This is a genomic window from Candidatus Zixiibacteriota bacterium (assembly GCA_029860345.1).
GTDB lineage: Bacteria > Zixibacteria > MSB-5A5 > GN15 > FEB-12 > JAJRTA01.
On the sequence record JAOUBJ010000006.1, the window covers coordinates 91,241 to 113,321 of the forward strand.

At 55.0% G+C, this 22,081-nt stretch carries 13 protein-coding genes and 1 tRNA gene; 1 reads left to right on the forward strand and 13 read right to left on the reverse strand.

Translation table 11 applies throughout. The features are described from left to right. Window positions 1–206: 206 nt before the first annotated feature. From OEV49_08045 to queG, 13 genes are all read right to left on the reverse strand, one after another. Window positions 207–1,886 carry a methyl-accepting chemotaxis protein gene (locus OEV49_08045; protein MDH3891024.1) on the reverse strand — a complete coding sequence of 560 codons (1,680 nt, stop codon included), beginning with the start codon at window positions 1,884–1,886 and terminating at the stop codon, window positions 207–209. A gap of 62 nt (window positions 1,887–1,948) precedes the next feature. After that, window positions 1,949–2,467, reverse strand: coding sequence for a YfiR/HmsC family protein (locus tag OEV49_08050; GenBank protein MDH3891025.1), 519 nt, complete (start codon window positions 2,465–2,467; stop codon window positions 1,949–1,951). 117 nt (window positions 2,468–2,584) lie between these two features. Next, window positions 2,585–3,889 (reverse strand): hypothetical protein, encoded by a 1,305-nt coding sequence (locus OEV49_08055; protein MDH3891026.1) that lies wholly within the window; start codon window positions 3,887–3,889, stop codon window positions 2,585–2,587. Window positions 3,890–3,989: 100 nt separating this feature from the next. Beyond that, window positions 3,990–6,410, reverse strand: coding sequence for a TonB-dependent receptor plug domain-containing protein (locus tag OEV49_08060; GenBank protein MDH3891027.1), 2,421 nt, complete (start codon window positions 6,408–6,410; stop codon window positions 3,990–3,992). A 306-nt stretch (window positions 6,411–6,716) separates the two neighbouring features. Then, a complete protein-coding gene (locus OEV49_08065; protein MDH3891028.1) occupies window positions 6,717–7,685 on the reverse strand; it encodes a helix-turn-helix transcriptional regulator in 969 nt (322 codons plus the stop codon). Between the two features lie 280 nt (window positions 7,686–7,965). After that, window positions 7,966–10,248 (reverse strand): ATP-binding protein, encoded by a 2,283-nt coding sequence (locus OEV49_08070; protein ID MDH3891029.1) that lies wholly within the window; start codon window positions 10,246–10,248, stop codon window positions 7,966–7,968. A gap of 511 nt (window positions 10,249–10,759) precedes the next feature. Continuing rightward, window positions 10,760–15,769, reverse strand: a complete 5,010-nt coding sequence (locus OEV49_08075) for a PAS domain S-box protein (GenBank protein MDH3891030.1) — start codon at window positions 15,767–15,769, stop codon at window positions 10,760–10,762. A gap of 293 nt (window positions 15,770–16,062) precedes the next feature. Further along, window positions 16,063–16,133, reverse strand: a tRNA-Gln gene (locus OEV49_08080). 238 nt (window positions 16,134–16,371) lie between these two features. Beyond that, window positions 16,372–17,028 (reverse strand): thiamine diphosphokinase, encoded by a 657-nt coding sequence (locus OEV49_08085; GenBank protein MDH3891031.1) that lies wholly within the window; start codon window positions 17,026–17,028, stop codon window positions 16,372–16,374. Window positions 17,029–17,032: 4 nt separating this feature from the next. Continuing rightward, window positions 17,033–17,995: a glucokinase gene (locus tag OEV49_08090; protein ID MDH3891032.1), complete on the reverse strand. Its 963-nt coding sequence runs from the start codon at window positions 17,993–17,995 to the stop codon at window positions 17,033–17,035. Between the two features lie 102 nt (window positions 17,996–18,097). Further along, entirely contained in the window at window positions 18,098–18,745 is a 648-nt protein-coding gene (gene rpe, locus OEV49_08095; GenBank protein ID MDH3891033.1) for a ribulose-phosphate 3-epimerase, read from the reverse strand. Between the two features lie 453 nt (window positions 18,746–19,198). Further along, entirely contained in the window at window positions 19,199–19,618 is a 420-nt protein-coding gene (locus tag OEV49_08100; GenBank protein ID MDH3891034.1) for a hypothetical protein, read from the reverse strand. Between the two features lie 317 nt (window positions 19,619–19,935). Further along, entirely contained in the window at window positions 19,936–20,916 is a 981-nt protein-coding gene (gene queG / locus OEV49_08105; protein ID MDH3891035.1) for a tRNA epoxyqueuosine(34) reductase QueG, read from the reverse strand. A gap of 528 nt (window positions 20,917–21,444) precedes the next feature. Here queG and OEV49_08110 point away from each other — a divergent pair. Continuing rightward, on the forward strand, window positions 21,445–22,080 hold the full coding sequence (locus OEV49_08110) for a tetratricopeptide repeat protein (protein ID MDH3891036.1): 636 nt from the start codon (window positions 21,445–21,447) through the stop codon (window positions 22,078–22,080). Window position 22,081 lies beyond the last annotated feature (1 nt).

Sequence of the window (22,081 nt, forward strand, 5' to 3'; positions counted from 1 at the left end):
CGCGTGGCCGGGGGGACGACCACACGCCCTGTGGGGGAGGGCTAACGACTCCATCCAAGAAGCAAGAGGAGTTCAGGCAGCAGAAGTCCCGGGTCTGCTGCACCTCGCTCCGCAGACCCGGAGTGCACAACCGCTCCGAGCCAATGACTCAGGTAGCGTCGCCGGTTCCCTTACACAAAACATCAAGCACACACTTCTGATTCCATTCAATCCGTTTTCGATACTTTGAAACGCGCCACCATCTGCTCAAGACCCTCGGCTTGACGATTCAGTTCCTCGGCGGCAGCCGACGACTGGTCGGCCCCCTTGGCTGAGTCCTGAACTATTGAGGCGACGTTTTCAATGTTCTTCGATATCTGTTCAGCGGCGGTTGACTGCTGCTCGGAGGCGGTCGCGATCTGCTGAATCATGTCCATGACGCGCTCCGAGACATTCACGATCTCATTGAGACTGGCGCCGGCTTTGTCGGCCAGTTCGCGGCCGTTGTCGACCTCTTTGACGCCGGTTTCCATCGATTGCACCGCTTCGTTGGTCTCGCTTTGGATGCCTTTGATCATGCTGGTTATTTCACCGGTCGCTTGTCCGGTCCGCTCGGCCAATTTGCGAACCTCGTCGGCCACTACGGCGAAACCACGACCCTGCTCACCGGCTCGGGCGGCCTCAATGGCGGCGTTCAAAGCCAACAGGTTTGTCTGGTCGGCGATGTCGTCAATGACTGAGACAATCTCACCGATCTGATCGGCCGATTTGGCCAGTTTACCGATAGACTGGGCCGACTCGCGAACGACGTCGGCGATAGCCTGCATACCCTGGATAGTGTCACTGACAATCTGGCCGCCGGTTCCGGCGGTATCGGCCGCGTTCTTTGAGGATTCTTTGGCGTCGGCGGCGTTTCGGGCCGACTCTACAATTGTCGCACTCATCTGTTCGACAGCCGTTGAAACCTGACCCACTTGCTGCGCCTGATCGTTGGCGCCGCGTGACATCTCCTCCGACGAAGATGCGATTTCGCGGGCAGCCGTCACCAGTTGCATGGAAGTCTCGGCGAGTTGCCTTACTATATCGGTCAGGTTACTTGTCATAGACTTAAACGATTCACCCAGGACATCCTGCTCCGAGCGCGGCTGCACGTCGACAGTCAAGTCGCCTGAGGCTATTCGTTCGGAGGCCTCGCTCAACTCTCGCAAGAAAGCTATTAGTTTCTCAAACGACTTAGACAGCAATCCCACCTCGCCCTTGGACTTGGTGTTGGGCGCCCAGCGAATGTCGCCTAAGGCCACCGCTTCGGCAGCTTTGGCCATTTCAGAGATCGGTCGGCCTATATGATTGCCGAGGGCGACGCCTAACACGACGGTCATGACCGTCGCGGCCAGAGCGACCAGCAGAGCCAGCAACGAATTGGCCGAGGCTCGGTCGGCCAGGAAGCGTTTGGAGAAATCTATCTCGACGAATCCGACCATCGCGCCGTCGGAATCACGCAGCGGTGCGCAGGTCATCGACAACTCATCGGTCTCCTGCACGACCAGCTCGGTCACATCCTGAAAGGAGCCGCGACTTCCTTCCTGGCCGTTGAGGCTGCGCAGAAAGTTCCGGTCGCGGTCGTAGACCCGTACATCGGAGACAGTGGCGTGGTCCATGTTGTCTTCCTGCCGAGCTGCGGCAATGCTGTGTTCCAGCGCGGCGCCGTCATCGAACTCCATCGTCTGAATGCCCAGGGCCAGGTTCTCGGCCATCAGGTCGGCCATGAAACGGATATCGTTGGCCAGCACCTCCTCGCCAAGCGAGCGGGCCTGCCATGGCGCCACCAGCGACATGTAGAGCCCAAGCACCACGCCTATGCCGACCACCACACCGACCAGTTTGAACCTTATTGAATCAGTTTTCATTATCTACTCCTTTGTCCGAGTGAGCTACACCACAAAGGTGTGCTGCACGACGGTCGTCCCGTTCACTTGACGGTCTTTGCAATCTTCATGATGGCCGGATTCCAGTCCCGTCCCTCCGCTTTGGAGGAAGCCAGATTGAGTGTTACCTGCGGCTTGCCGTCATCACCTACGCCCAGGGCGAGAGTGATTCCATCGGTTGCCAGGTCGGGCTGATTGGTAACGCTCAGCACTTTCTCAGCTTGGGTGTAGGCGGTTACGTCAGCCACTTTGGCCGCGTCGCCCAAACAGAGGATCGACGGTTTGTCAGTCGGCAGTCCGTCCCCATGGTCTACTGAGGCCAGGGTGGCCTTGCCGATCTTCTGACCAACGGCCCCCTTCAATTTGGCCGCCCACTCCTGAGCCCCTATCACGTAGATGGCGATGTCCCCACCGGCGGCCACCGTTTTCTCGAAACCGACCAGTTTCACGATCAAGGCAGCAGCTAATTCCGGCGGGGCGTCGGCGGCTTCCACCTGGCTCGGTACTGTCGACAAGAACAGCACCGCCACCAGTGTGCCCAGGCAAATAACGCGTAACATCATACTATCTCCTTTAGTGCAGTCAGCCTATCTTCACTCCCCCACACCCGGGCGGCAGCGCCCAGGTGGCCGGCCGCCGCGTAATCCCGAACGGCCGACCGAGGGATCATGTCGACGCCATCAATTGAACAAATAGGACACGTCAAACCGAAACTCGGGATAGCTCTCGGTATTGCCGTTGAACTTCTGGATGTGGGCGCTGTGGTCCAACTTGATGGCCACTTTGTCGACCGGCTTGTAAGACATACCTACCGTGTACTTGTAGAATTTGCCGTCGTCGGCCACACCCGACTCATTGTCGCCGCCGTAAGTTTTCTTGGCGATAGTCTCCGGGTTGTTCATCCAATCCCAAAAAACAAAGGGCGCAAAGGTGCCGTGTTCACTGTAGATAAAATAGCCCAACCGGACATAGCCGGTCTTGACGTCATAACTACCGTCGACGACCACATCGTCCACAGTGAGCGCATCGGTCGCCAGGTCTGAACTGGCGCCGAAGAAACGTCCCCGCTGCAATCCGTTCAAGGTTGTGCTCTGAGCCACGGTCAGGACGGCTTCCGGATCTCTTTTGAATTCGTGGTGAGCCTTCCAGTAGGCGGCTTTGATGAGCAGGTTCTTGACCTGCACCTCGGCGAAACCACCGATGACGTTATAATTGTCGCTGGCCATCCAGGGCAGCACACCACCGGAGGGTGAGCCGTCACCGACGCCTTCGGACGGCGTTACATCGGCTGAGCCGATATTCGATAGATAACCGGACAGGCCGATGACGGCCTTGCCGTGGATCTTCGCCCGCAAATCCCATCCGAGCGGGATCAAGTCTTCAGCCGGGCCGTTTTCACCGTTGTCGGTCGAGAGACTGTAGGACCATGTGGTCGACTTACCGGGGAATTGGCCGTGCACCTCGAAAGTGGTCAGACGAGGCAGGATCAAATGGTCACCGTCGAAAAGTTCCGGCGGCTCGATGCCCAGATAGGTCGGCACTTCGTCCAGTTTCTCGTTGAATAATCCAAACTTGCGGTACATCTTACCGAGCTTGAATTGAAGAGCATCGCGGACTTTGATATTACCCCACATATTACGCACTTCCATCTCCTCGGTGGCGACGTTGACGAAAGTCTCGATGTTCTTGGCCGGATTGGCGCGCACAAACAGGTGAAAGTGCGGCAGACTCCACTCGTGTGGTGCCGTCGTCTTCACCGTTTGGCCGTTCTCAATCGACAGTTCACCGAAAACCTTCTCCACGTTGGCGCTCATGTAGCCGTAAATGGTCAAGCCTTCTTTCGCCTCCTCGGTGAACTCCATGCCCATTAGTTCCTCAATAGACAGGTCGAGCAGGTTCCCTTCCTCGGCCATGACCGGCGGTGTTGCCATTAGCACCACTGCAAACAGTCCTGTCAGAAACAAGCTGGTGTGTTTGGTAGCCATGAGTGTATCCCTTCCTCTAGATTAGTGTATTCCTCTCAATACCGAATCTACCGTCCTTGTTAATCCCTGCGTCCATTTGTGTTATCTGCAGCCCTGCCCGTCAAATGTCCAACGACATTCCAAGTCCGAACTTCGCACCGATCTTACTCAAGGTAGTGTTACCCAGGGGATTCGTACTGACTACCCTGCCTTTGTTGAACACATCGTTTCCAAAGGCGAATGCGGTCAACCTATCGTCCATTAACATCTTTTCCAGCCGGACATTGACAATCGTCCGAGCGCCGTCCGTGGCCACTTCGGTGCCGGTGGCTGCAAGCAGGCTTGGATATCTTTGCCTGATGTAATCATAATTGCTCTGACTTGAGTATTCGGTGGCGTGGATGAGTCCGACATTCATACCGATTTCCCCGGGCACACGGAACATACCGCGGACCTTCCACAGGTGCTTCGGCATCACGGAAGTCTCTGGTGTGTTGTCGATTTCGCTGGGACTCAACAGACTGATGTCGAATTCATCGTTCTCTTGGTATTCCCACTCAGAGTGAGTGTAAGAATGGGCCACTTCGAACTTGGTTCCTTTCGAAGGCACGAATCTGAACATTGACTCGACTCCGTAGGTGGTTCCTTTGATGTAATTCCCATACAGGTAGTAATCCACACTCTGGCCCGCAACGACCGGGGATTCCGTATCATCCAGGATCGGAGCTGCCGAAGCCGCGATACCATCGGTAATATTCGAGTAGTACAGGTTCGATTCGAACGAGTATCTCTTTTCAAGGTTTGCCCTGAAGCCCAACTCAAATGTCTGGAACCGGGTAGGTACGGTTTTATTACCATTGATGACACCAACGTTGTCGGGCAATCCCGCCCTGATTCCTCCGGCGGCAGCGGTGATCGCGGCTTGTCCAGCTTCGGAGGCAACAAATGCCGTGGCCGCAGCGGTGGCCGTTGCGTCGGCCGTACCCGCGTCTCCTCCGGCAGCCAGTACGCCGTCATACGCTTGCTGATACACATTGTCGTACACCCCCTGGGTGGCCATTCCAAAAACAGTCTCATCGGAAAGAGTCTGCAATAATAGCAGATCGATATTCGTGTTGTTGTAGCCGGGGGTGGTATAGGATTGCGTGAAACCACCCCACAGGGTAAAGTCCCTGGAAGGAACAAAAGAGAATTTCGCCATCGGTGACAGGTAATAGTCATCGTCCAGCAGCTTATAGTTTTCCGCCTTGAGCCCCAGGAGCAGGTTGACCTTGCCATCGAGCAGCTTGATTTTGTCCTGGACAAACCCACCACTCAAGGACTCCTTGTTATTCGGATCGAGATACCTGACGGCGTCCACGGCATTAACGTCATGTATATCAAAACTCACTATCCGGTAGTTGACTCCCAGGCTGAAATCGTGGAGTGTGCCAACAGGGAAATTGTCCTGCGCCTCGATGTCAACAATGGAGTTCCTTACTTTGTAGCCGCCCAACAGATTCAGAAAATCGTTTTCGACGTTTGTTGATACGCGGGCAAAGAGACTGTGGTTATCGTTGAACCTGTGATCATATCTCACATTTCCGACAAATCTGTTTCGATTGATATCATTCTCAACCAGAACATCCTGACCGTGAATCAACGATAGTTCGGTGTCATAGTTCGTATAGGTGGTCTGCGCTGCTGAATTATAGTGTCCGCCGAAGGACATCTCGGTATTCTCTCCCAGTTGATACGCAGCTTTGGCGCCGCCACTGTACATTGTTGACGTCTCAAAGTCGGAGGAAAATCTATTGGTAATCAAAGTGTCGTTTCCGGTCTCACCATTGGGGACCTCTATCGTCTCTCCTTGAAACTCCGGTAGAACACCATACCCGTCAAACTTCCTCACTTTTGCATATACAGACGCAACCAAACGGTCATTAACCTGGCCTCCGGCTCTTGCGGTGAAATTGCCGTAGGTCGGAGATGCACCGTCGACGCGCAAGCTGAGTCCATCACTGTTTTTGGGAGACTTGGTGAAGATATTTACAACGCCCGTGGCGGAATTGGCGCCATATACCGTGCCACCCGATCCTCTAATCACTTCGATTCTCTGTACTTCATCCAGCGGTATGTCGAAATTGTGAAAGGAGAATGATGATGCCATATTGTCCAGGATTGGTGTACCATCCAACAGATACAACACGGTACCACGGTTGCCGTTTACGGCCGGTGAATTTCGAATGACAGGGGCCACATGGCTGTATTCATCCTGAATGCCCCAGTAACCGGGCACGGTCATCAAGACCTCATGCAACGATGTTGCTCCACTGCTTTTGATATCATCCTCGGTCAGTACATACAAAGACGAGGCTACATCCTGAAGACGTTCCGCCTTTTTTGAAACCGATGAGACTTCCAAATTGAGAAGATCATCCAAAGACATCTCCATCATGTCTTCTGTTGATTGAGCGTAGACTCGCGTTGATTCTGTGTTCATCAACGCCGGTCCGACCATAAGCAGGCCGATCAGAAACCGAGTGATCCGTTTTGCGGTCATGCTGATACCTCTTCCTTAAGATTACACTATTCTCTTTTGCTTCAAATACTGCCGTCCTTGAAAGACACTCGTCTTGATGTCTCTCATTCCCTGTTTCGATTTCCGAATCCTCTCTATCCCCGGCCTTCAGGCGCCATTTGTCAGCACGAGGCGCCCGTTGGCCGATGACTCGATCGGCCGTAAAGCAGAAGTGCAACTGCCATGACGACTAATCTAGAGTCTTTAGTCGGTAGTAGAGTCCTACAGTTGACGGGCAAACTTAGGGTAGCGAATGGGTAGCCCAGTCCCTGTCGATTGCGCCTGATTCTACTGTTCGCCATCCTCCGTGCCTTGCTCCAAACGCTTAAGCGACTTCTCCAGCGATACCCGCTTGCTGCGAATCCCCAGCTTTCGTCTGATATTCTTGCGGTGGGTCTGAACCGTTTGATTGGAGAGGCTCAGCACCGAAGCAATCTGCTTGGTGGCGAAACCCTGTCGGACCATATTGCATATCTGGATTTCGCGGGAGGTCAACCCTTCGCAGACTCGCTCCAGGTTCACGGCCGACGGTGAAAGCACCGACTTGAGGCAACTTTCCAGCACCTCGATAGAATGCCTTTCTGAGTCGCGGCAGCGTTCTTTCAGCTGCAGCAAAAGCGGCTCGACGACGCGTGAGATGTTGTGTTCGTAGACAGAGGCGACAGCTTGCTTCTCGATCTCGACGGTGGCAACAACTTCCTGCAGGGCGATAGACTTTCGCTTCAATTCCAGCCGGCTTTTGGCCAGGTCACGCTGAGAGTCCTCGAGCGCCTGGCCCAACGAGCCCTCGCCGGTCAGGTCCCGGCCGACGACAACGTAGAAACACTCGTCGGAGTGCCTGGCCGAGGTCAGCGAACACTTCCAGGTCAATGTCCGTTCTACCTCACTGCCTTTTCCCGGTCGTGAGTGACCCAGATCTATTGTCTGGCCCAACTCAAGATTTCTGAGACCCTCGCGGACGCGGCTGGGCAGGGGGCCCTTTCCCTCCGACAGCACCTCCCATATCGGTTCGGACGGTCCGTCGTCCACCACCGCCCCAAAGACCGACTGCCAATGGCTGTTGGCCGATACAATGCAGCCTGTGGCATCGACCACCGCGCAGCACAGATTCATACTGTCCAGCAGCCCCAACGGCACTTGAACGCCGGATGACTCTATTTTGATCGAGTGGGCTGTCTGCCTTTCAGGGTCGGCTCCGGGTTCGGAACACCGGGTACTGTCACATTCATTTTCAGGAAACTCGCGCTGTCGGCTCATGATGTCCTATATCCTATGCTAAAACTGTTAACTCTACCGGGCGCAGGCAGGCGACTCGCCTGACTGTCTGTACCCGTTTGCGGCAGGTCTTGTCCGCCGCAGAGGAGACCAACAGATTCGTGTGACCTGCCGCTTTGGTCTGACATGTACTCAGGTGTCAGGTCACAATCCAAGCCTTCAGCGTGGCTCAAGATTCGATTCAATTTTGCAAAACTGTTGTTGTATCTGCGCACTATCATACTCCGAATTACAGTTCTGGTCCGTGTTGCCCCCACCGGGCTTACTGACGCACCTTTCCCTTCAGCAACTCGGCCAGCACCTGGTCGAAAGCTCCCGATCGGAATGGTTTGTTCATGATCGCTTGGCAACCGAATCTCTCCGGTTCGTGGACCATCAGCAGATCGGAATTCCCGGCCAGGATAATAATCAAGTCAGGGTCTATCCGATGCAGTTGCGTGACCGCAGATTCGTCGGTTTCGTCGGCCACCACTTTTTCATCGATCACCACGACATCCACCGGTTGGTCGGACAACATTATGCTGCCTACTCTATCCAGGGCGGCCCGGGCCGTTTTGACCAGGAGCGGCTCATAATTCAGATATCGCAGGATGGCCGCAGCCTCATGCCGGATGTCTTCGTCCGGATCGACGACCATTATCAGACCGCCACGGGAAGCCCCCTCATCCCGGGCAGGTCTCTCCAATTCGTTTGCGGTCAAAGCGAGCGGCAGGAGAATGGTGAAAGTGGTTCCATGCCCGAGGCGCGAGTCTACCGTTATGCGACCTCGACACTCGGCGACGATACTGCGCACCGAAGCCAGGCCCACTCCGCGGCCGTTCACTTTGGTGGTGAAATATGGTTCAAAGATGCGCTCAAGCCGGCTATCGGGAATGCCCAATCCGGTATCGGCGATGGTAAGACGCAAATAGGCGCCGTCCGGTGTCACACCACTGATAGTCTCTCGTGCCATATCCACCGAACAGGAGACAGACAGACGACCACCGTCGGGCATGGCGTCAACGGCGTTGGCCAAAAGGTTGTTCAGGATACGGTACACTTGGCATTCTTCTATTGCCACAGGGGGTAAGTTGTCCGGCACCGATAGCGACAGTGAAACCGCCGATCCCATTAAGACTTGTCGCGTTACTTCGCCGATTACCGAGGCGACATCGTCGGTCCGATGGTGACTGGTTGGACTGTCGACCTGGTTGTGAAGTTTTCGAACGATCTGTTCCGCCCGCTCGATGGCCACCTCCGCCTGTTCCAGCAGAACCAGGGTATCCGGTCGGCCTGCCTGGTCCTCTTTGGCCAGAGAGATATTCCCCGATATGGCGTAGAGTACATTGTTAAAATCATGAGCAATTTCGGCCACGACAGCAGCCGGCGAGTCCTTTTGAGCGGAGGCGGACACCTCGTCTCCGGTTGCCTGAGCGGTGCTGACATCCAGAACCAAAGCGAGACTGCCGCAGTATTGACCACTGGCGAAGCGGGGTGACACCGACAGCATGATTCGTTTCTGACGACCCAGGACGGTAGTGATATCGAGTTCATACCGTGAACTCTCACCCTGCCGTCGTCGCTCGTTTTCCTGCTCCACGGTGACCCTCTGCCGACCCGGAATGAAATCGAGAAGACTTCGGTGGACCAGCTCGGCGGGCGTATCGAAATCAAAGACCTCGGCCAAGGCGGGATTACAAAACTGCACGATCTCGTTTTTGTCGACTAAAGCGACCCCTTCGTTCAGAGAGTTGACGAGGTCCCGATAGCGCTGCTCCGATTCTTGAAAAGCTGCCTCGGCTTTTATACGGTCGGTGATGTCCTCGGCTACACCCAACAGTAGCTCGGGTCTTCCCCGTTGATCCACAATCGGCACCCTCCTGGTCCGCATAATCCGGTCGCCGACCGGGGTGGCAATTGTCTCCTGGTCCCTCGATATCGGAACTGATTGTTCCAGTGCCTGCCGATCCAATTCGGCAAACGGTTGCGACTCAAGTGTACTTCCCGACGGTTCACCCGGGTTGTCCGACGATTGCAGGTTGATCAATTGTAGCCCGGCGCGGCTGGCCAAAACGATTCGCTCACTTTGGGCATCCCTGACATATAGAACATTCGACACGTTGTCGGTGATTGCCTTGACCAGTCTTTCCAGCCGCCAGCACTTGTCAGCGGCCTGGCGGTGCTGCCTGGCTAATTGCCATTTGCACAGGATGCGGTTGACGATGCGCGGCATGGCCGCCAGGGCATGGTTGGCCCGAGATATCGGTTCTACGGTGACCGGCGGCAAGTCCGATGATGACTGAAGAGCCTTCTCATCCTCAGCCAGCAGAAGTAACGGGAACGGTCCCAACTCTCCTTCGCCGCTCACCAAATCAAGGCCCCGGCCGTCGGAAAGGTCACTGTCGGCTATTACGGCGTCGGGCACGATGGTGGCCAGAAACCGCCGGGCATCGCTCAGGCTACGAGCCACCGACAACGTGGTTCCGCTGCCATGGCCCTCAAAAGCACGTTGCACCGATTCGATGCAAGACTGCGATCCGCTGACCAAGAGGATATCTACCTGCATTTCGTCCAATCCCATCTCCAAACTACCCGGTCGTCGGTTTTCGAGGCACCCAACTCCTGCACAATCTCGTTGGCGCCCTGCAAGGGTCCTGTTGTCGGCGTCGCAGTTCGGACCCTGCGCGTTACACACAAAAAGTCGACTTTGAAGAGTACTAAATCAACGCTGGTTTACTGGGTAGAAACTGGGTATACCCGATGGGTAAGGGTATATTTGCCAATCCCACAGCTCGTCATCGAGAGATCACGCGGCCACAAGCGGCTTCTAACGCTCCTGGTCGCGGCGATCGCGATCACTTGTGGGCGGGCGGACGGCCTCGGTTTGCCCCTTTGGAAACATGTCCACCCACTCGAATCCGTTCACCCTTCGATTTCGCTCACCCTTCGACTCCGCTCAGGGCGAGGTTGTGGTGACCACGTTGAGGTCATAAGCCTCGGAGCGCATGAGACCCCTCCAGGGTGCTTTATCACCTCGCGTGACGGCTCACGGGGGACCTGTTTAATCCTTCCGGCAGCTACCTGGATCGAAGGTAACTGGCCAGATTGACCTTTTTGTGCTTTATCTGGAGTTTCTTTCGGACAGCGGCACGGTGCTTTTCCACCGTCTGCAGGGTAACGCTTAGATCATCGGCGATCTCTTTGGATGAGAGTCCCTGTCGGATACGATCACAAATATCCCGCTCACGCGGGGTCAGCTTGTCGTAGTTCTTGGCAAATACATCCAAATCGCTGCCGGCCAAAGATAAGATCGTATCTTCCAGCAATTCGAGATCGGTCTCTGAGATCGAACCACTACTATCGCGCAACTTCTGCACAAACGGAGTCAGAGCATGCTCGACGTTGCTTGAGAGCTCGTGCTTGAAGTCGAACTTTTCCTGCTCGACATGGTTGAGGACTTCCTGTAAGGCCATGTGTTTGGCCGTCAAGGCCTGATGTTCGGATTCGAGTTTGGTGGCTGCTTCACGCAACTCTTCCTCGGCTCGCTTGCGTTCGGAAAGATCGCGAATGGCTGTGACTCGAACCATCCGGCCCTCCAGAGGTATTGTTCTGCCGCGAACTTCAACCGGAATCACGGAACCGTCTTTCTTCATAGCCAGATGCTCGTATGCACCTTCGTGGCGGGCGGCGATGTGTTTTCTGACCAGGCTGCGCGACTCGGGTGCAACCATGTCTTCTACCCGCATGCCCCGCAGTTCGTCCAACGAGCAACCCAACATTCCCGCCATCTGTCGATTGGCATCAAGGACTACGCCTCTTTCCGACATCACAATCCCTTCATGAGACGCCTCAGCCAGCCGCCGGTACCTCTCCTGGCTCTCGCGCAAGGCCCCTTCGGCCCGCTTTCGCATAATGGCATTAGCCATCACCTCACCTATGAGCCGGATTTGCCGCGGTAAATCGTTGGGCCAGGATCGTTCTTTCTCCAGTGTACTGAGAGAGAGAGTCCCGATGAGAACACCACTACCTTCCAAGGCCACCGAAATGTTGGACTTTACACCGTACTTTTTAAGAGCCGCTTTGTCGGCGTTCGCCTCCCCGGGCAAATCGTCCAGCCGTTCTATCACGATCGGATCACCGGACGTGAGTTGTTGTGCCATCCAGGGGAAATCGCCTGATACCGCTTCGTATCTCTGATCGAAATCGGGCTTGGTGAAGCGGTACTCGGCCCGGTGGTCTGAACCGTCCTGCGCCGGAAGCCACATGCTGCATCGATCGGCACCCGCATACTGAATGATGTGTGGCAGCCACTTGGTGACCGTAGCGTCGATTTCAGTGGGGTCCGTTTTCACGAGGTCGGCAGATAACTCGGCCAGTAAGCTCTCGAGCCGAAGACGCGCCGCCAGCGCCTCCTCGTCCCTTTTACGCTCGGTGATATCGGTCATGGCGCCGATCATTCGGATCGGTTGTCCCTTGTCGTTGACCACAAGTTTGGCGATGCTGCTCACCCATTTCACCGAGCCGTCGGGCCAAATGATCCGGTATTCGGTATTGTATGGAGCCTTCTTACCCAGGGTCTCCCTGACCTCAGTCTGTGCGCGCTCCCGGTCGTCCGGGTGGACCGAAACAAGCCAGTCCTCCTCGGAGAGCATGCGTTCCTGAGGTTTCAAACCGAATAGCCCGAAGTATCGTTCGTTGCAGACGGCCAGGTCATTCTCTATGTCCCAGTCGAACATACCCATTCCGGCGGCACCATGGGCCAACTCCAGTCTCTGTTCACTCAGGCTGAGCGCCTCTACGGTCTGTTTGCGCTCGGTTATATCACGCGAAACATTGGCAAGATAGACCAGAGCCCCGGTTGATGGGTCTTTGACTACAAACGTCATCGCATGTACATCCGTAATCTCATTTGTCTTGATATTGCGATACTGTAATTCACCCTCCCACGTCTTGCCCATCAGCAAGGCTGCCACTACCTCGTTTTTGACCATCTCTTTCAAGTGGTCCGGGATGACCTCCATGATGTTGGTGGACTCGACTTCCTCAGGCTCTATCCCCAGCATACTTCCCCCGGCCTGATTCAGGAAGATCATCTGTCCATCAGGCGTAGCCAAATTGACAAGCTCACTACTGTGCTTTACCACCTCGGCCAGCTTTTGTACTTCCTCCTCAACTTGCTTGCGCTCGGTGATGTCCCGACCAATCGAAATGACATACTTCGGGTTGCCGTGCTCGTCACTCATCATCGAGGCCCGGTACTCGGTCGGAATACGTCGTCCGTCCTTGGTGATAAGCGACATCTCTACCGTGGCATGTCCTTCGCTGGCCACCTTCCCCAGTGCCACCGCCGCCCCTGCCAGTTCTTCTTTGCTGTACCAGTCATCCGGCGCTTTCATCGTGAGTATTTCATCATCGCTGTAACCCGAAACCTCGGAGAACGCCTTGTTCCAACGAATCGGCTTGCCGGTCTCGGGTTCGAAGACGAAGAATGTGTCCATCTGAGCGTCAATGGCGGTCCGTGTGAACTCTTCAGCGATCTTGAGCTTTTGAGTGGCCTGTGTCTGTTCGGTGATATCACGAGCATAGATGGCCAGGGCCTTGACCCTGCCCTCGTCGTTGAAGACCGGGTAGATGTTATTGTCGTAAGTTCTTCCAGCTCGCTCATCCTGGAAGCGAACGCTCTGACCGGTGCGAACAACCTCATCACCTTTGGCTTTTCTTGAGGTAACGACCTCATCCGGGAGATAGGCCCACAATCCCAGACCGATCATCTCTTTGACACTCTTCCCCAGCCTCTTGGCTCCGATCTCGTTGATGGCCAGTATACTGCCCTCCAAGTCAACCAGAATCGCAGTTTCGGTAGGGGCGTTGAGCAGGGCTCGAAGGGTCTCCTCGTTTTCTCGAAGCGTCTCTTCCGCCTTTTTACGCTCGGTAATGTTCTCAAAGGCCACACCCAGCATAGTTTCCGACATACGGAAGACGGTGATCTTGAAAGCACCTTCCAACCTCTCGTCTCGGTAGTAGGTATCCTCGGTCTCATAAGTTTGCCCGGTTTTCATCACTGACAGGAAGGAGTCGGAAATCCCGCGTTCCTTGGCTTCCGGCCAAATCTCATTGAACTCTTTGCCGATCCACTCATTCACTTTTATGCCGGTCTGTTGTTCGGCGGCTGGATTGCCATCGAGTAGAATCAACCGATCGGGCGGTTCGTACATGTAAGTGAAAAGCCCGCTGGAGATCGATTCGACAATACCCGCTTTGGTGCGCAGAGAGTCCTCAAGTTCTTCCCCTGCCCGCTTCTGCTCGGTAATATCTCTAACGGTTGCCACCAGGCAGGCTTCGCCGTTGAGCTCTATGACTCCCGCCGACAACAAGCAATCACGTAACTCTCCCGCCGGGTTTGCAAACGGAATCTCCATATCTGTCACATATCCACTCTTCTCCAACGCTTCTTTCATCCGTTCCCGGTCTTTGGGATCGACCCACATGGCCATGTCGGTGGACAACTTACCGACCACGTCTTCTCGCTTATATCCGGTAAGGCGCTCAAAGCCCTCGTTGACGTCAAGGTAGCAGCCGTCGGACAGACGGCTAATAGTGATGGAATCGGGCGAGGAGCGAAAAGCCTGTTTGAACTTCTCCTCGGATTGACGGATGGACTCTTCCATCTGCAACCGCTCAGTAACATCTCGCACGATGGCCAACAAGAGGTCTCGACCCTCAATTGTGAAAACATTCAGCGATACTTCGGCGTCGAAAGTGACGCCATCCGGCTTGATATGTTGCCAGTAAAACAGTTGCGGCTCTCCGCCGTAGGCCGCTTCGAGGAGTTTCCGTGCTTTCCGCTCCGAGGGCTGCCCGTCCGGCTGCATCGGCGGAGAGAAATCCATCGGTGAGTGACCGACGATCTCATCCAACTTGTCGCATCCGAACATTGTCAGTGTTCGTTCATTACATTGGACAAACTTCAGACCGTCCATCGTAACAATGGCGTCGTCGGCCGACTCGAACAAGACGCGGTACTTCTCTTCGCTGCTCACCAGAGCCTCGTGCGCCTGGATACCATCGGTAACGTCCGGAAACACCACCACCCCGGCCACGACTTCACCATGAGCATCTCGGACCGGTGCGGCATTGGCCAGCACCCAGCGATCATGGCCGTCGTCACGCCGGATACGCATGACCACATTTTGCGATGTCTCACTCTTCAAGACAGCCCGAGAGAGCGGCAACTCTTCCGGCTCAAACATCGTGCCGTCTTCGCGAAAGGTCTGCCAGTGCGAAGGATGTGCTTCGACCGGAATCTCCGTTAAGAGTTGGTCGGATTGGCCCCTAATACTCAAAGCGGCGGAGTTTGCCAGGCGAATGCGTACATCGGGAGCATCGGCAATGAGGATACCGGCCGGACTCTGTTCGATGGCGGCCAGCAAAAGTGATTTGGTCTCAGCCAACTCTGTTTCGGTTTCAAGGCGAACCAGAAGGTTGGCGAACATCTGCGCAGCAACATGGAGCCACTGTACCAGTTCCTCCGGCCACTGTCGTTCGGAACGCACGGATGCCAAAACCGCCGCACCGATTATCGAGCCCCGGGCCTTCAGCGGAATCATCAGTCCACCCCGATTGCCATGTTCCTCAAAAAACGCGACATCGGTCGAAGCCTCGGGGGGCAACTCTTCAAGCCGCTCCGCGCGCACGATGCGACCAGCCAGGATCTCTCGAACCGCCCAGGGTGTTTGGTCGTAATCAATGACCGACCTTGGCGGCAAAATACCGGGACGCTCCCATGATTGAGTGGACCGAAAACAACGATCCTGTGAATAGTGCCTGAAAAGCGTGACCCTGTCAGTATCGATCAAGTCCCCGATGCGGCCGAGCCAGTCTGCTATACCTGCATCTACCTGGTCGATTGTTAGTTCCAAGAGCGCAGTCCCCATTTCCGCCAGGAAATGCTCCATGCGCAGACGCTGGTTGACATCGCGATGTTTTTGTTCGCTGACCGAGGCCTCGTGGTCAAGCTCCTCTACCCGCCGCTCCAGTTGGAGAACTCTTTCGACTAATTGCTGGCCAGCGGGTTCATCTTGGTTCATGACCGAGCCTCAGATTCTGCCGGTTCTTTGAGTGGAGCGACGACCCTCGGGTTGAACGAGAAGCTTCCGGATGCGGATACAGAATGTCGCGCTCGTTTGACACAACCATCTTATATAAGGTCTAGTTGAGTACCCAGTCAAGCCAAAAGCCGGGTATCTCAACTGTGCAGCGCGTGCGCCACACAACGTTAACGGCATTCACCAGGCAAAGGTTTGGGTTTTGGGCCCCCCTTTGTCCCACATACAACAAACCCTTCAACCTGGTCGTTGAAGGGGGGTCGAGTGATATAAAGCTGGGACACAGGGATTCGAACCCCGATTACACGGTCCAGAGCCGCGTGCCCTACCATTGGACGATGTCCCAGTTCAATCTTTGTATCGGCAGCTTACAGGCTAACTGGATACCACCCGAAAGCTTCGGCCCGAATATACAAAGCTGGAAAAGTTTGTCAACAGCCAAAAGGCAGGAGAGCCGGCACCGACAGATGAGCAGGTCAGGACCCTCGTGGTCCCGACACAATTGGCGGGTTCGACCCAGGACGAACCCTACAAGATTCACCCTTCGACTCCGCTCAGCATGAACAGCCACCCGTTGCGCCCGGTCACCTGCGCTTCGAAAAGTAATGAACCACCAGCGCCTCCCCCTCAACTCCGATGGACGCTCGTTTGGCCGTGATCCGGTTGCGCAGACTCTGGGTGTGGCCGCGTCTGACTCGTAAACGTTCGGCAGGATATTCGGTGCCGCGACAACTGAGTTTGATACTCGCCGACATCGGTAGCACCGAAAGACCATCACCGACGCAATTGACAATTGATCGTTTGGTATCGTGCAGCCAGAGAATCTCATAATCGACATTGACGATTCTGACTCTAACGTCGCCTGACGATTTCAGTCTCTTGTTAAACAACCCAAGAAGCATCAGATTGCCGAGAAAGTGATCCACCTGGCCGATGGATGGATTGACGATATCTATCTGCCGCGCTTTTTGAGCCAGGCAATGCTCAAAGGCCAACTGCAAATCGCTCTTGTCTTTGTTGACCGGAAAACGGAGCAGTTCGGCTTTGTCCCTGAACTGCGTTGGAATCGACTTGACACTGTCCAGATCGCCGATGATCAGGCTCGGAGTCAGTCCACTAGCGGCAAAAAACCGACAGCCGCCATCCACGGCCACCAGTCGCGCCGCGCCGCAGAGTTTTCGGTAAAAACCGATCTGCTTTTTACGGTATAATCCCGGCAGGAATAAGACCCAGCGTTTCATGCTGTCAGCTTTTCAACCCGGCCGCAGCCGCACCCAAAAGAGCGGTCTCTTTTTCGAGAATGACGCCAACCGGCATCTCGGAAAGCAAAGACCCCATCTTCCCTTTTTTGACAAACCTGCTCATGAACCGCCCCTGATCCAGATGGGTCGCAATCTGTGGGGCGATAGAACCGCACAGGTAGACGCCACCGGTTGTCATGCCGCACAGGGCCAGGTTGGCCGCCTCAGAAGCGTAGCTGTCGACAAGCATGTCAAGCGTCTTCACCGCGACGTCATCGGCATCGGCCAGGGCCTTTTCAATAATGGCAGCCGGTTTGTCGCGCGCCTTTTTGAACCAGTCACCGGTCACCATGCGATCGTGTTCGATCAAGAACCGGTAGATCGTTTCAAGGCCGGGCAAACTGACCACATCCTCCACCTCGACATAGCCGCGATGAGCATAGATGTACTCCCACAGCTCCGCCTCCAGTTGGCTACCGGGCGCGAAATCGGCATGGCCGCCCTCGGATGCATACGGCGTGTAGGTGCGACCATCGAACGATATCAAAGCCTCGCCCAACCCGGTTCCGGCCGCCACCATACCTATATTCCCCTGACCTTTGCCGGCCCCTTCATTAATAGTGTAGAAGCTGTCATCTTTCAAAAGAAAGAGACCGTGGGCCGTGGCTTCCAGATCGTTTATCAACCGCACCTGTTTGAAGCCGAACTCCCCGGCGATGTCCGCCGTATCCAGGCGCCAGGGGATGTTGGTGGCCGTGACGGCATTGTTGATTACGGGACCGGCTACACCGAAACAGGCGGCGGCGCTGTCTGAATGAACGCGCTTTCGGTAGAGTTTGAGAATCGACGAAAAGTCGGAGAAGTCGCAGTTGTCGAAACTCATCCGGTCAAGCAGATGCAGTTCCCCCTTGCGTTGGGTGGCGCGGGCCAGCTTGACCTGGGTGGCCGTGATGTATCCGGCTATCATTGTATGTTATACGTAAGTTTCATCTCAACCGATCCGAGGCCAGCATACGTTGGGGCAAGAAAGATAGCAAGAGGAAAGTGGGGCTAAACCGGATTGATATGACTACAATTCATGCACCAACTCGGCCAGCCCGGCGCGGTCGGTGGCCTTGAAAAAAGCCGATCCCATCACCAGAATATCAGCACCGGCGGAGACAACGTCGGCGGCATTGCTGCTGTCGACACCACCATCGACCATGATCTCTGTTGGCAGGTTGTTCTTGTCTATGTGCGCGCGTGCTGCCTTGATCGTGTCAAGAGCGGACGGGATAAAACTCTGCCCACCGAAACCGGGAAAGACCGACATCACCAGCAACAGATCAAAGGCATGCAGATACGGCAGAACCTGGTCGGCCGTCGCATCCGGGTTAAGCGAGATACCTGCCTTGATCCCCAGCGCATGAATCTGTTCGGCCAACGGTTCCGGCTGGGGATGTACCTCGATGTGAAAAGTGATAGCATCGGCGCCCGCTTTGGCGAACGGCTCGAAGTATTTCTCAGGCTGGGACAACATCAGGTGGACATCCAGATGCAGATCGGTCAGCTTGTCGATAGTGCCTACGATACCGGGTCCGAACGAGATGTTCGGCACGAAGTGGCCGTCCATGATGTCCAGATGGAGCAGGTCGGCAGAGGCTTGTTCACAGCTTTTGATTTCGTCGCCGAGCCGTGCAAAGTCGGCGCCCAAAACTGATGGCGCGAGCTTAATCATGCGGCCAAGGTCGGGGTTCGTTCGAAGATTGGCAATGAAAAACCTGACTGCGTTCCCCCGGTGGCCCATCCGCTACGGCGGGTGGAAATGGGTTCGTTTTGGTGATAAATCACTTTCTCGAGCTTCGCGCGTTGCCTATGTCAGACATCGCTTTAGCCAGCTCCGGCTTGTTATTTGAAATGGGTTTGTTCTCCGTATTTTTAAGTTTGCAAAATGGAATCGATAGTGAGTCTGAAACGGGCATGGTAAAGTGGTGATAAATGCGGATATCTGTTTTGCTTCAGTAGTCATTGGTTGCTCCTTTACCAAAGGGACCGGAGTCTCATTTTGCGTTGATGTTGGATTGCTTATGTATGGGTCCATTCAGCCCGAAGAACCCACCTGCCGCAAGGCTCAGGTGGGGTACCGAAGAAAGAGCGTGCTACTGAACTAACGTGTGTTAACGGGTTGGATCTACTCGAATGGCTCTGTTCTACTTCCACCCATACCACCCATGAGACCAAGCATCGTACCAAGCCCCCCAGAGATGAGGCCAGACGCCGCCACTGGCTGGGCGCTGAAAATAAGAGTATATATTCCACCCATGAAGGCGGCAACGGCGGCTGTGATCACAATGTACATCACCCGGTGCTCGTGGACCTGCTGCCTCTTATGCGAGTCTACGGTCGCTACTATCCGCTGTTTCTTTTCGTCTGTCCTGTTTTCGAAATGTTTGGCAACAAGATCACTGATCCTATTCAGCGATTGAAAAATACCTTTGATGGGGTCCACTTCCTCAATGATCTCTACGGGTGACTCAGAAACCACTGCTCCCTTGTTTTGTTCACTCCCACTGGGATCATCTGGGTCTTTTGGACTGTTAGTATTACTCATGACACCTCCTTATGTCCGATTCTCTCAGTATACACTCACTGTACGTCATCAGCACCGCTCTTGCTTTTGTAGCTTGAATCAATTTACGGAAATTTCGAAGACACACAAAAAAAATTGTTCAGATAATACAAGTAAATACTATTATACTCCATGGGCATTGTCTGAATAGCCTCCTGAACGTAGCGCGTCTTCCATTTTCACCAATCTGTTACGTACACCTCTTTCCAACAATTTCCTAACAAAACTAGCCAAAACACCCCAAAACAAGAAGATACACCAGACACTGTGTTTCCTGTTTTTAATTGTGAGATGGACCTTCAATCTTGTTTCGGGGCATTCCCCAGCACAATTCTCGCATTGCGTATTAGGCCGTCGAGTTTCGGACGGGTTAACGGCGTACCGGCGGTCAGTTCCAAAAACGATTCGTTGCCCTCAAGCGCGACTATCCGCTTACAGTCGATAAACTCCCCCACGCCGTGAGGCGGCAGCAATTCCTCGTGCGGTGTCGGGATCGCACGCTTCTGGTTGAACGGGCAGACTTCCTGACAGATGTCGCACCCGAACAGGAGATCGCCATGCAAAGAAGCGAGATCGTCCGGAATGTCGCCGCGATGTTCGATCGTCAGATACGAGATGCAGCGTCTGGAATCTACCACGCCGTCACCGACTATAGCGCCGGTCGGGCAGGCATCAATACATCGCGTACACTTGCCGCATCGTCCGTGGAGGTTGTCCGGCACTGTGTCGCCCTCCAACTCAATCGAAGTAACGATTTCAGCCAGAAAGAACCATGACCCGAACTCCCGGTTGATCAGCATACTGTTCTTGCCGATGAACCCCATGCCTGCTTTCTCGGCGTAGGCTCGTTCGAGGAATGGTCCGTAGTCGACCCACCATTTAAAGCGAGCCTCTGCCTCATTCTGCACGACAGCGTCGCGGTTGATCGCTGCCTCGATACGTGCTATAAACGCCTTGATCTTCCGCGCTACCACTTTGTGGTAGTCCCGCCCACGAGCGTACCGAGAGACGCGAGCGTGTCCCTTTGGTGTCGGCTCTGAGTTCTCTTGATAGTAGTTCAAGCCTAACATGATGACCGAGCGCACGCCATCCATCAAGTGTGTGGGGTCACTCCGTCGCTCCTTCGATGCGGCCATCCAGGCCATGTCGCCGTGATACCCCTGTTCAAGCCACTGTCGATAGCGCTCGGTGGCGTGCGGGATCTGTTCAGGCGACGTAACTGCACACAGATCGAATCCTGAGGCTTGGGCCAGTCTTTTGATTTCATCGGCGGTGATCATGTTGCGATAATGATAGAAGCGGTTTGCGGCCCAGTCAAATGAATAGTGGCAGGGTCAAGCCCTGTCTCTCGCGCTTCGCGCACGAATGTCATGCTGAGCGCAGTCGAAGCATGAGCGTACTCTCTCTGACACCCCACCTGAAGCGTCACGCATAAGACCCGTTTATGGGCAGGTGGGCTCATTACGTGAAGATGTGAATCCCACCCGGCGCAAAGCCTCGTCGCGAACAAACCCCCATCCGGGTGGCCGCCTCAATTCTTCTTTGGGGCGGCGGGCAAGAAACACCCCCAAACCGAGTTTGAGGGTGCCACCCAGTCGCTCAAGGTGAGGTTGCAAACTAGAAAGCGATTTATCGCCGCGTAGCGCGAAAGAGTGATTTATCACCTGGTTGCTAGGTCAATGGAATAGTTGGGTGCTGCTGCTTCACCCTTCGACTCCGCTCAGGGTGAGGCTGCAAACTGGAAAGTGATTTATCACCCCGTACTCGGCGCTTGCTTTTTTCGGGCCGTGGCTGTTTCTTAGTGCCCTATGTTCAGACCATTCGATGAACCAGCCGACCAAACCGCTCAACATCTCGCCTCAAGCGGTTATTGGCCCGCCTCTGCCGCTGTCTATCTGGCTGAGGGGAAGTATTCGCGTGCTGTAGAGGTATGTAAGGCCAATCTGGCCGAGCAGCCGGACCTGATTTCGGGACGGTTGATTCTGGCCAAGGCGCTTTTGAAAGCCGGTCAGATCGAGTCGGCGGCAGTTCAGTTTTCTCAGGTGCTGTCGCGAGATGCCGACAACCTGGTGGCCCTGAAGTATCTCGGTGATATCAAGTTCGCGGAGGGAGACTCTGCAGGCGCGATGGCCTTGTATGGCCGAATTCTTGAGATAGACCCGGAGTGCCGTGGTATCCGAAGTTCACTTGAGCGTTCAACAACCGAGACAACTCGCACCATTACGCTCAAACGCACGACCGAGTCCAAAGCCACCCAATCAACATCGGCCGGCACCCATGCAATTCCGTTTTTCACCGAGACAATCGGTGATCTTTACCTCAAGCAGGGCCACCCACGTCTGGCCGCCCAAGTGTTCCAGGCAATCACCCAACGCAACCCCAGTCCTCGTATCGCCGACAAACTGGCCGAGGCAGAACAACGCATCTCAGAGAAGGACAATTAAC

Excerpts from the sequence above, each read along its gene's own strand:
- OEV49_08045 (MDH3891024.1), bottom strand. The coding sequence starts at position 1,886 with ATGAAAACTGATTCAATAAGGTTCAAACTGGTCGGTGTGGTGGTCGGC.
- OEV49_08050 (MDH3891025.1), bottom strand. The coding sequence starts at position 2,467 with ATGATGTTACGCGTTATTTGCCTGGGCACACTGGTGGCGGTGCTGTTC.
- OEV49_08055 (MDH3891026.1), bottom strand. The coding sequence starts at position 3,889 with ATGGCTACCAAACACACCAGCTTGTTTCTGACAGGACTGTTTGCAGTG.
- OEV49_08060 (MDH3891027.1), bottom strand. The coding sequence starts at position 6,410 with ATGACCGCAAAACGGATCACTCGGTTTCTGATCGGCCTGCTTATGGTC.
- OEV49_08065 (MDH3891028.1), bottom strand. The coding sequence starts at position 7,685 with ATGAGCCGACAGCGCGAGTTTCCTGAAAATGAATGTGACAGTACCCGG.
- OEV49_08070 (MDH3891029.1), bottom strand. The coding sequence starts at position 10,248 with ATGCAGGTAGATATCCTCTTGGTCAGCGGATCGCAGTCTTGCATCGAA.
- OEV49_08075 (MDH3891030.1), bottom strand. The coding sequence starts at position 15,769 with ATGAACCAAGATGAACCCGCTGGCCAGCAATTAGTCGAAAGAGTTCTC.
- OEV49_08085 (MDH3891031.1), bottom strand. The coding sequence starts at position 17,028 with ATGAAACGCTGGGTCTTATTCCTGCCGGGATTATACCGTAAAAAGCAG.
- OEV49_08090 (MDH3891032.1), bottom strand. The coding sequence starts at position 17,995 with ATGATAGCCGGATACATCACGGCCACCCAGGTCAAGCTGGCCCGCGCC.
- rpe (MDH3891033.1), bottom strand. The coding sequence starts at position 18,745 with ATGATTAAGCTCGCGCCATCAGTTTTGGGCGCCGACTTTGCACGGCTC.
- OEV49_08100 (MDH3891034.1), bottom strand. The coding sequence starts at position 19,618 with ATGAGTAATACTAACAGTCCAAAAGACCCAGATGATCCCAGTGGGAGT.
- queG (MDH3891035.1), bottom strand. The coding sequence starts at position 20,916 with ATGATCACCGCCGATGAAATCAAAAGACTGGCCCAAGCCTCAGGATTC.
- OEV49_08110 (MDH3891036.1), top strand. The coding sequence starts at position 21,445 with ATGTTCAGACCATTCGATGAACCAGCCGACCAAACCGCTCAACATCTC.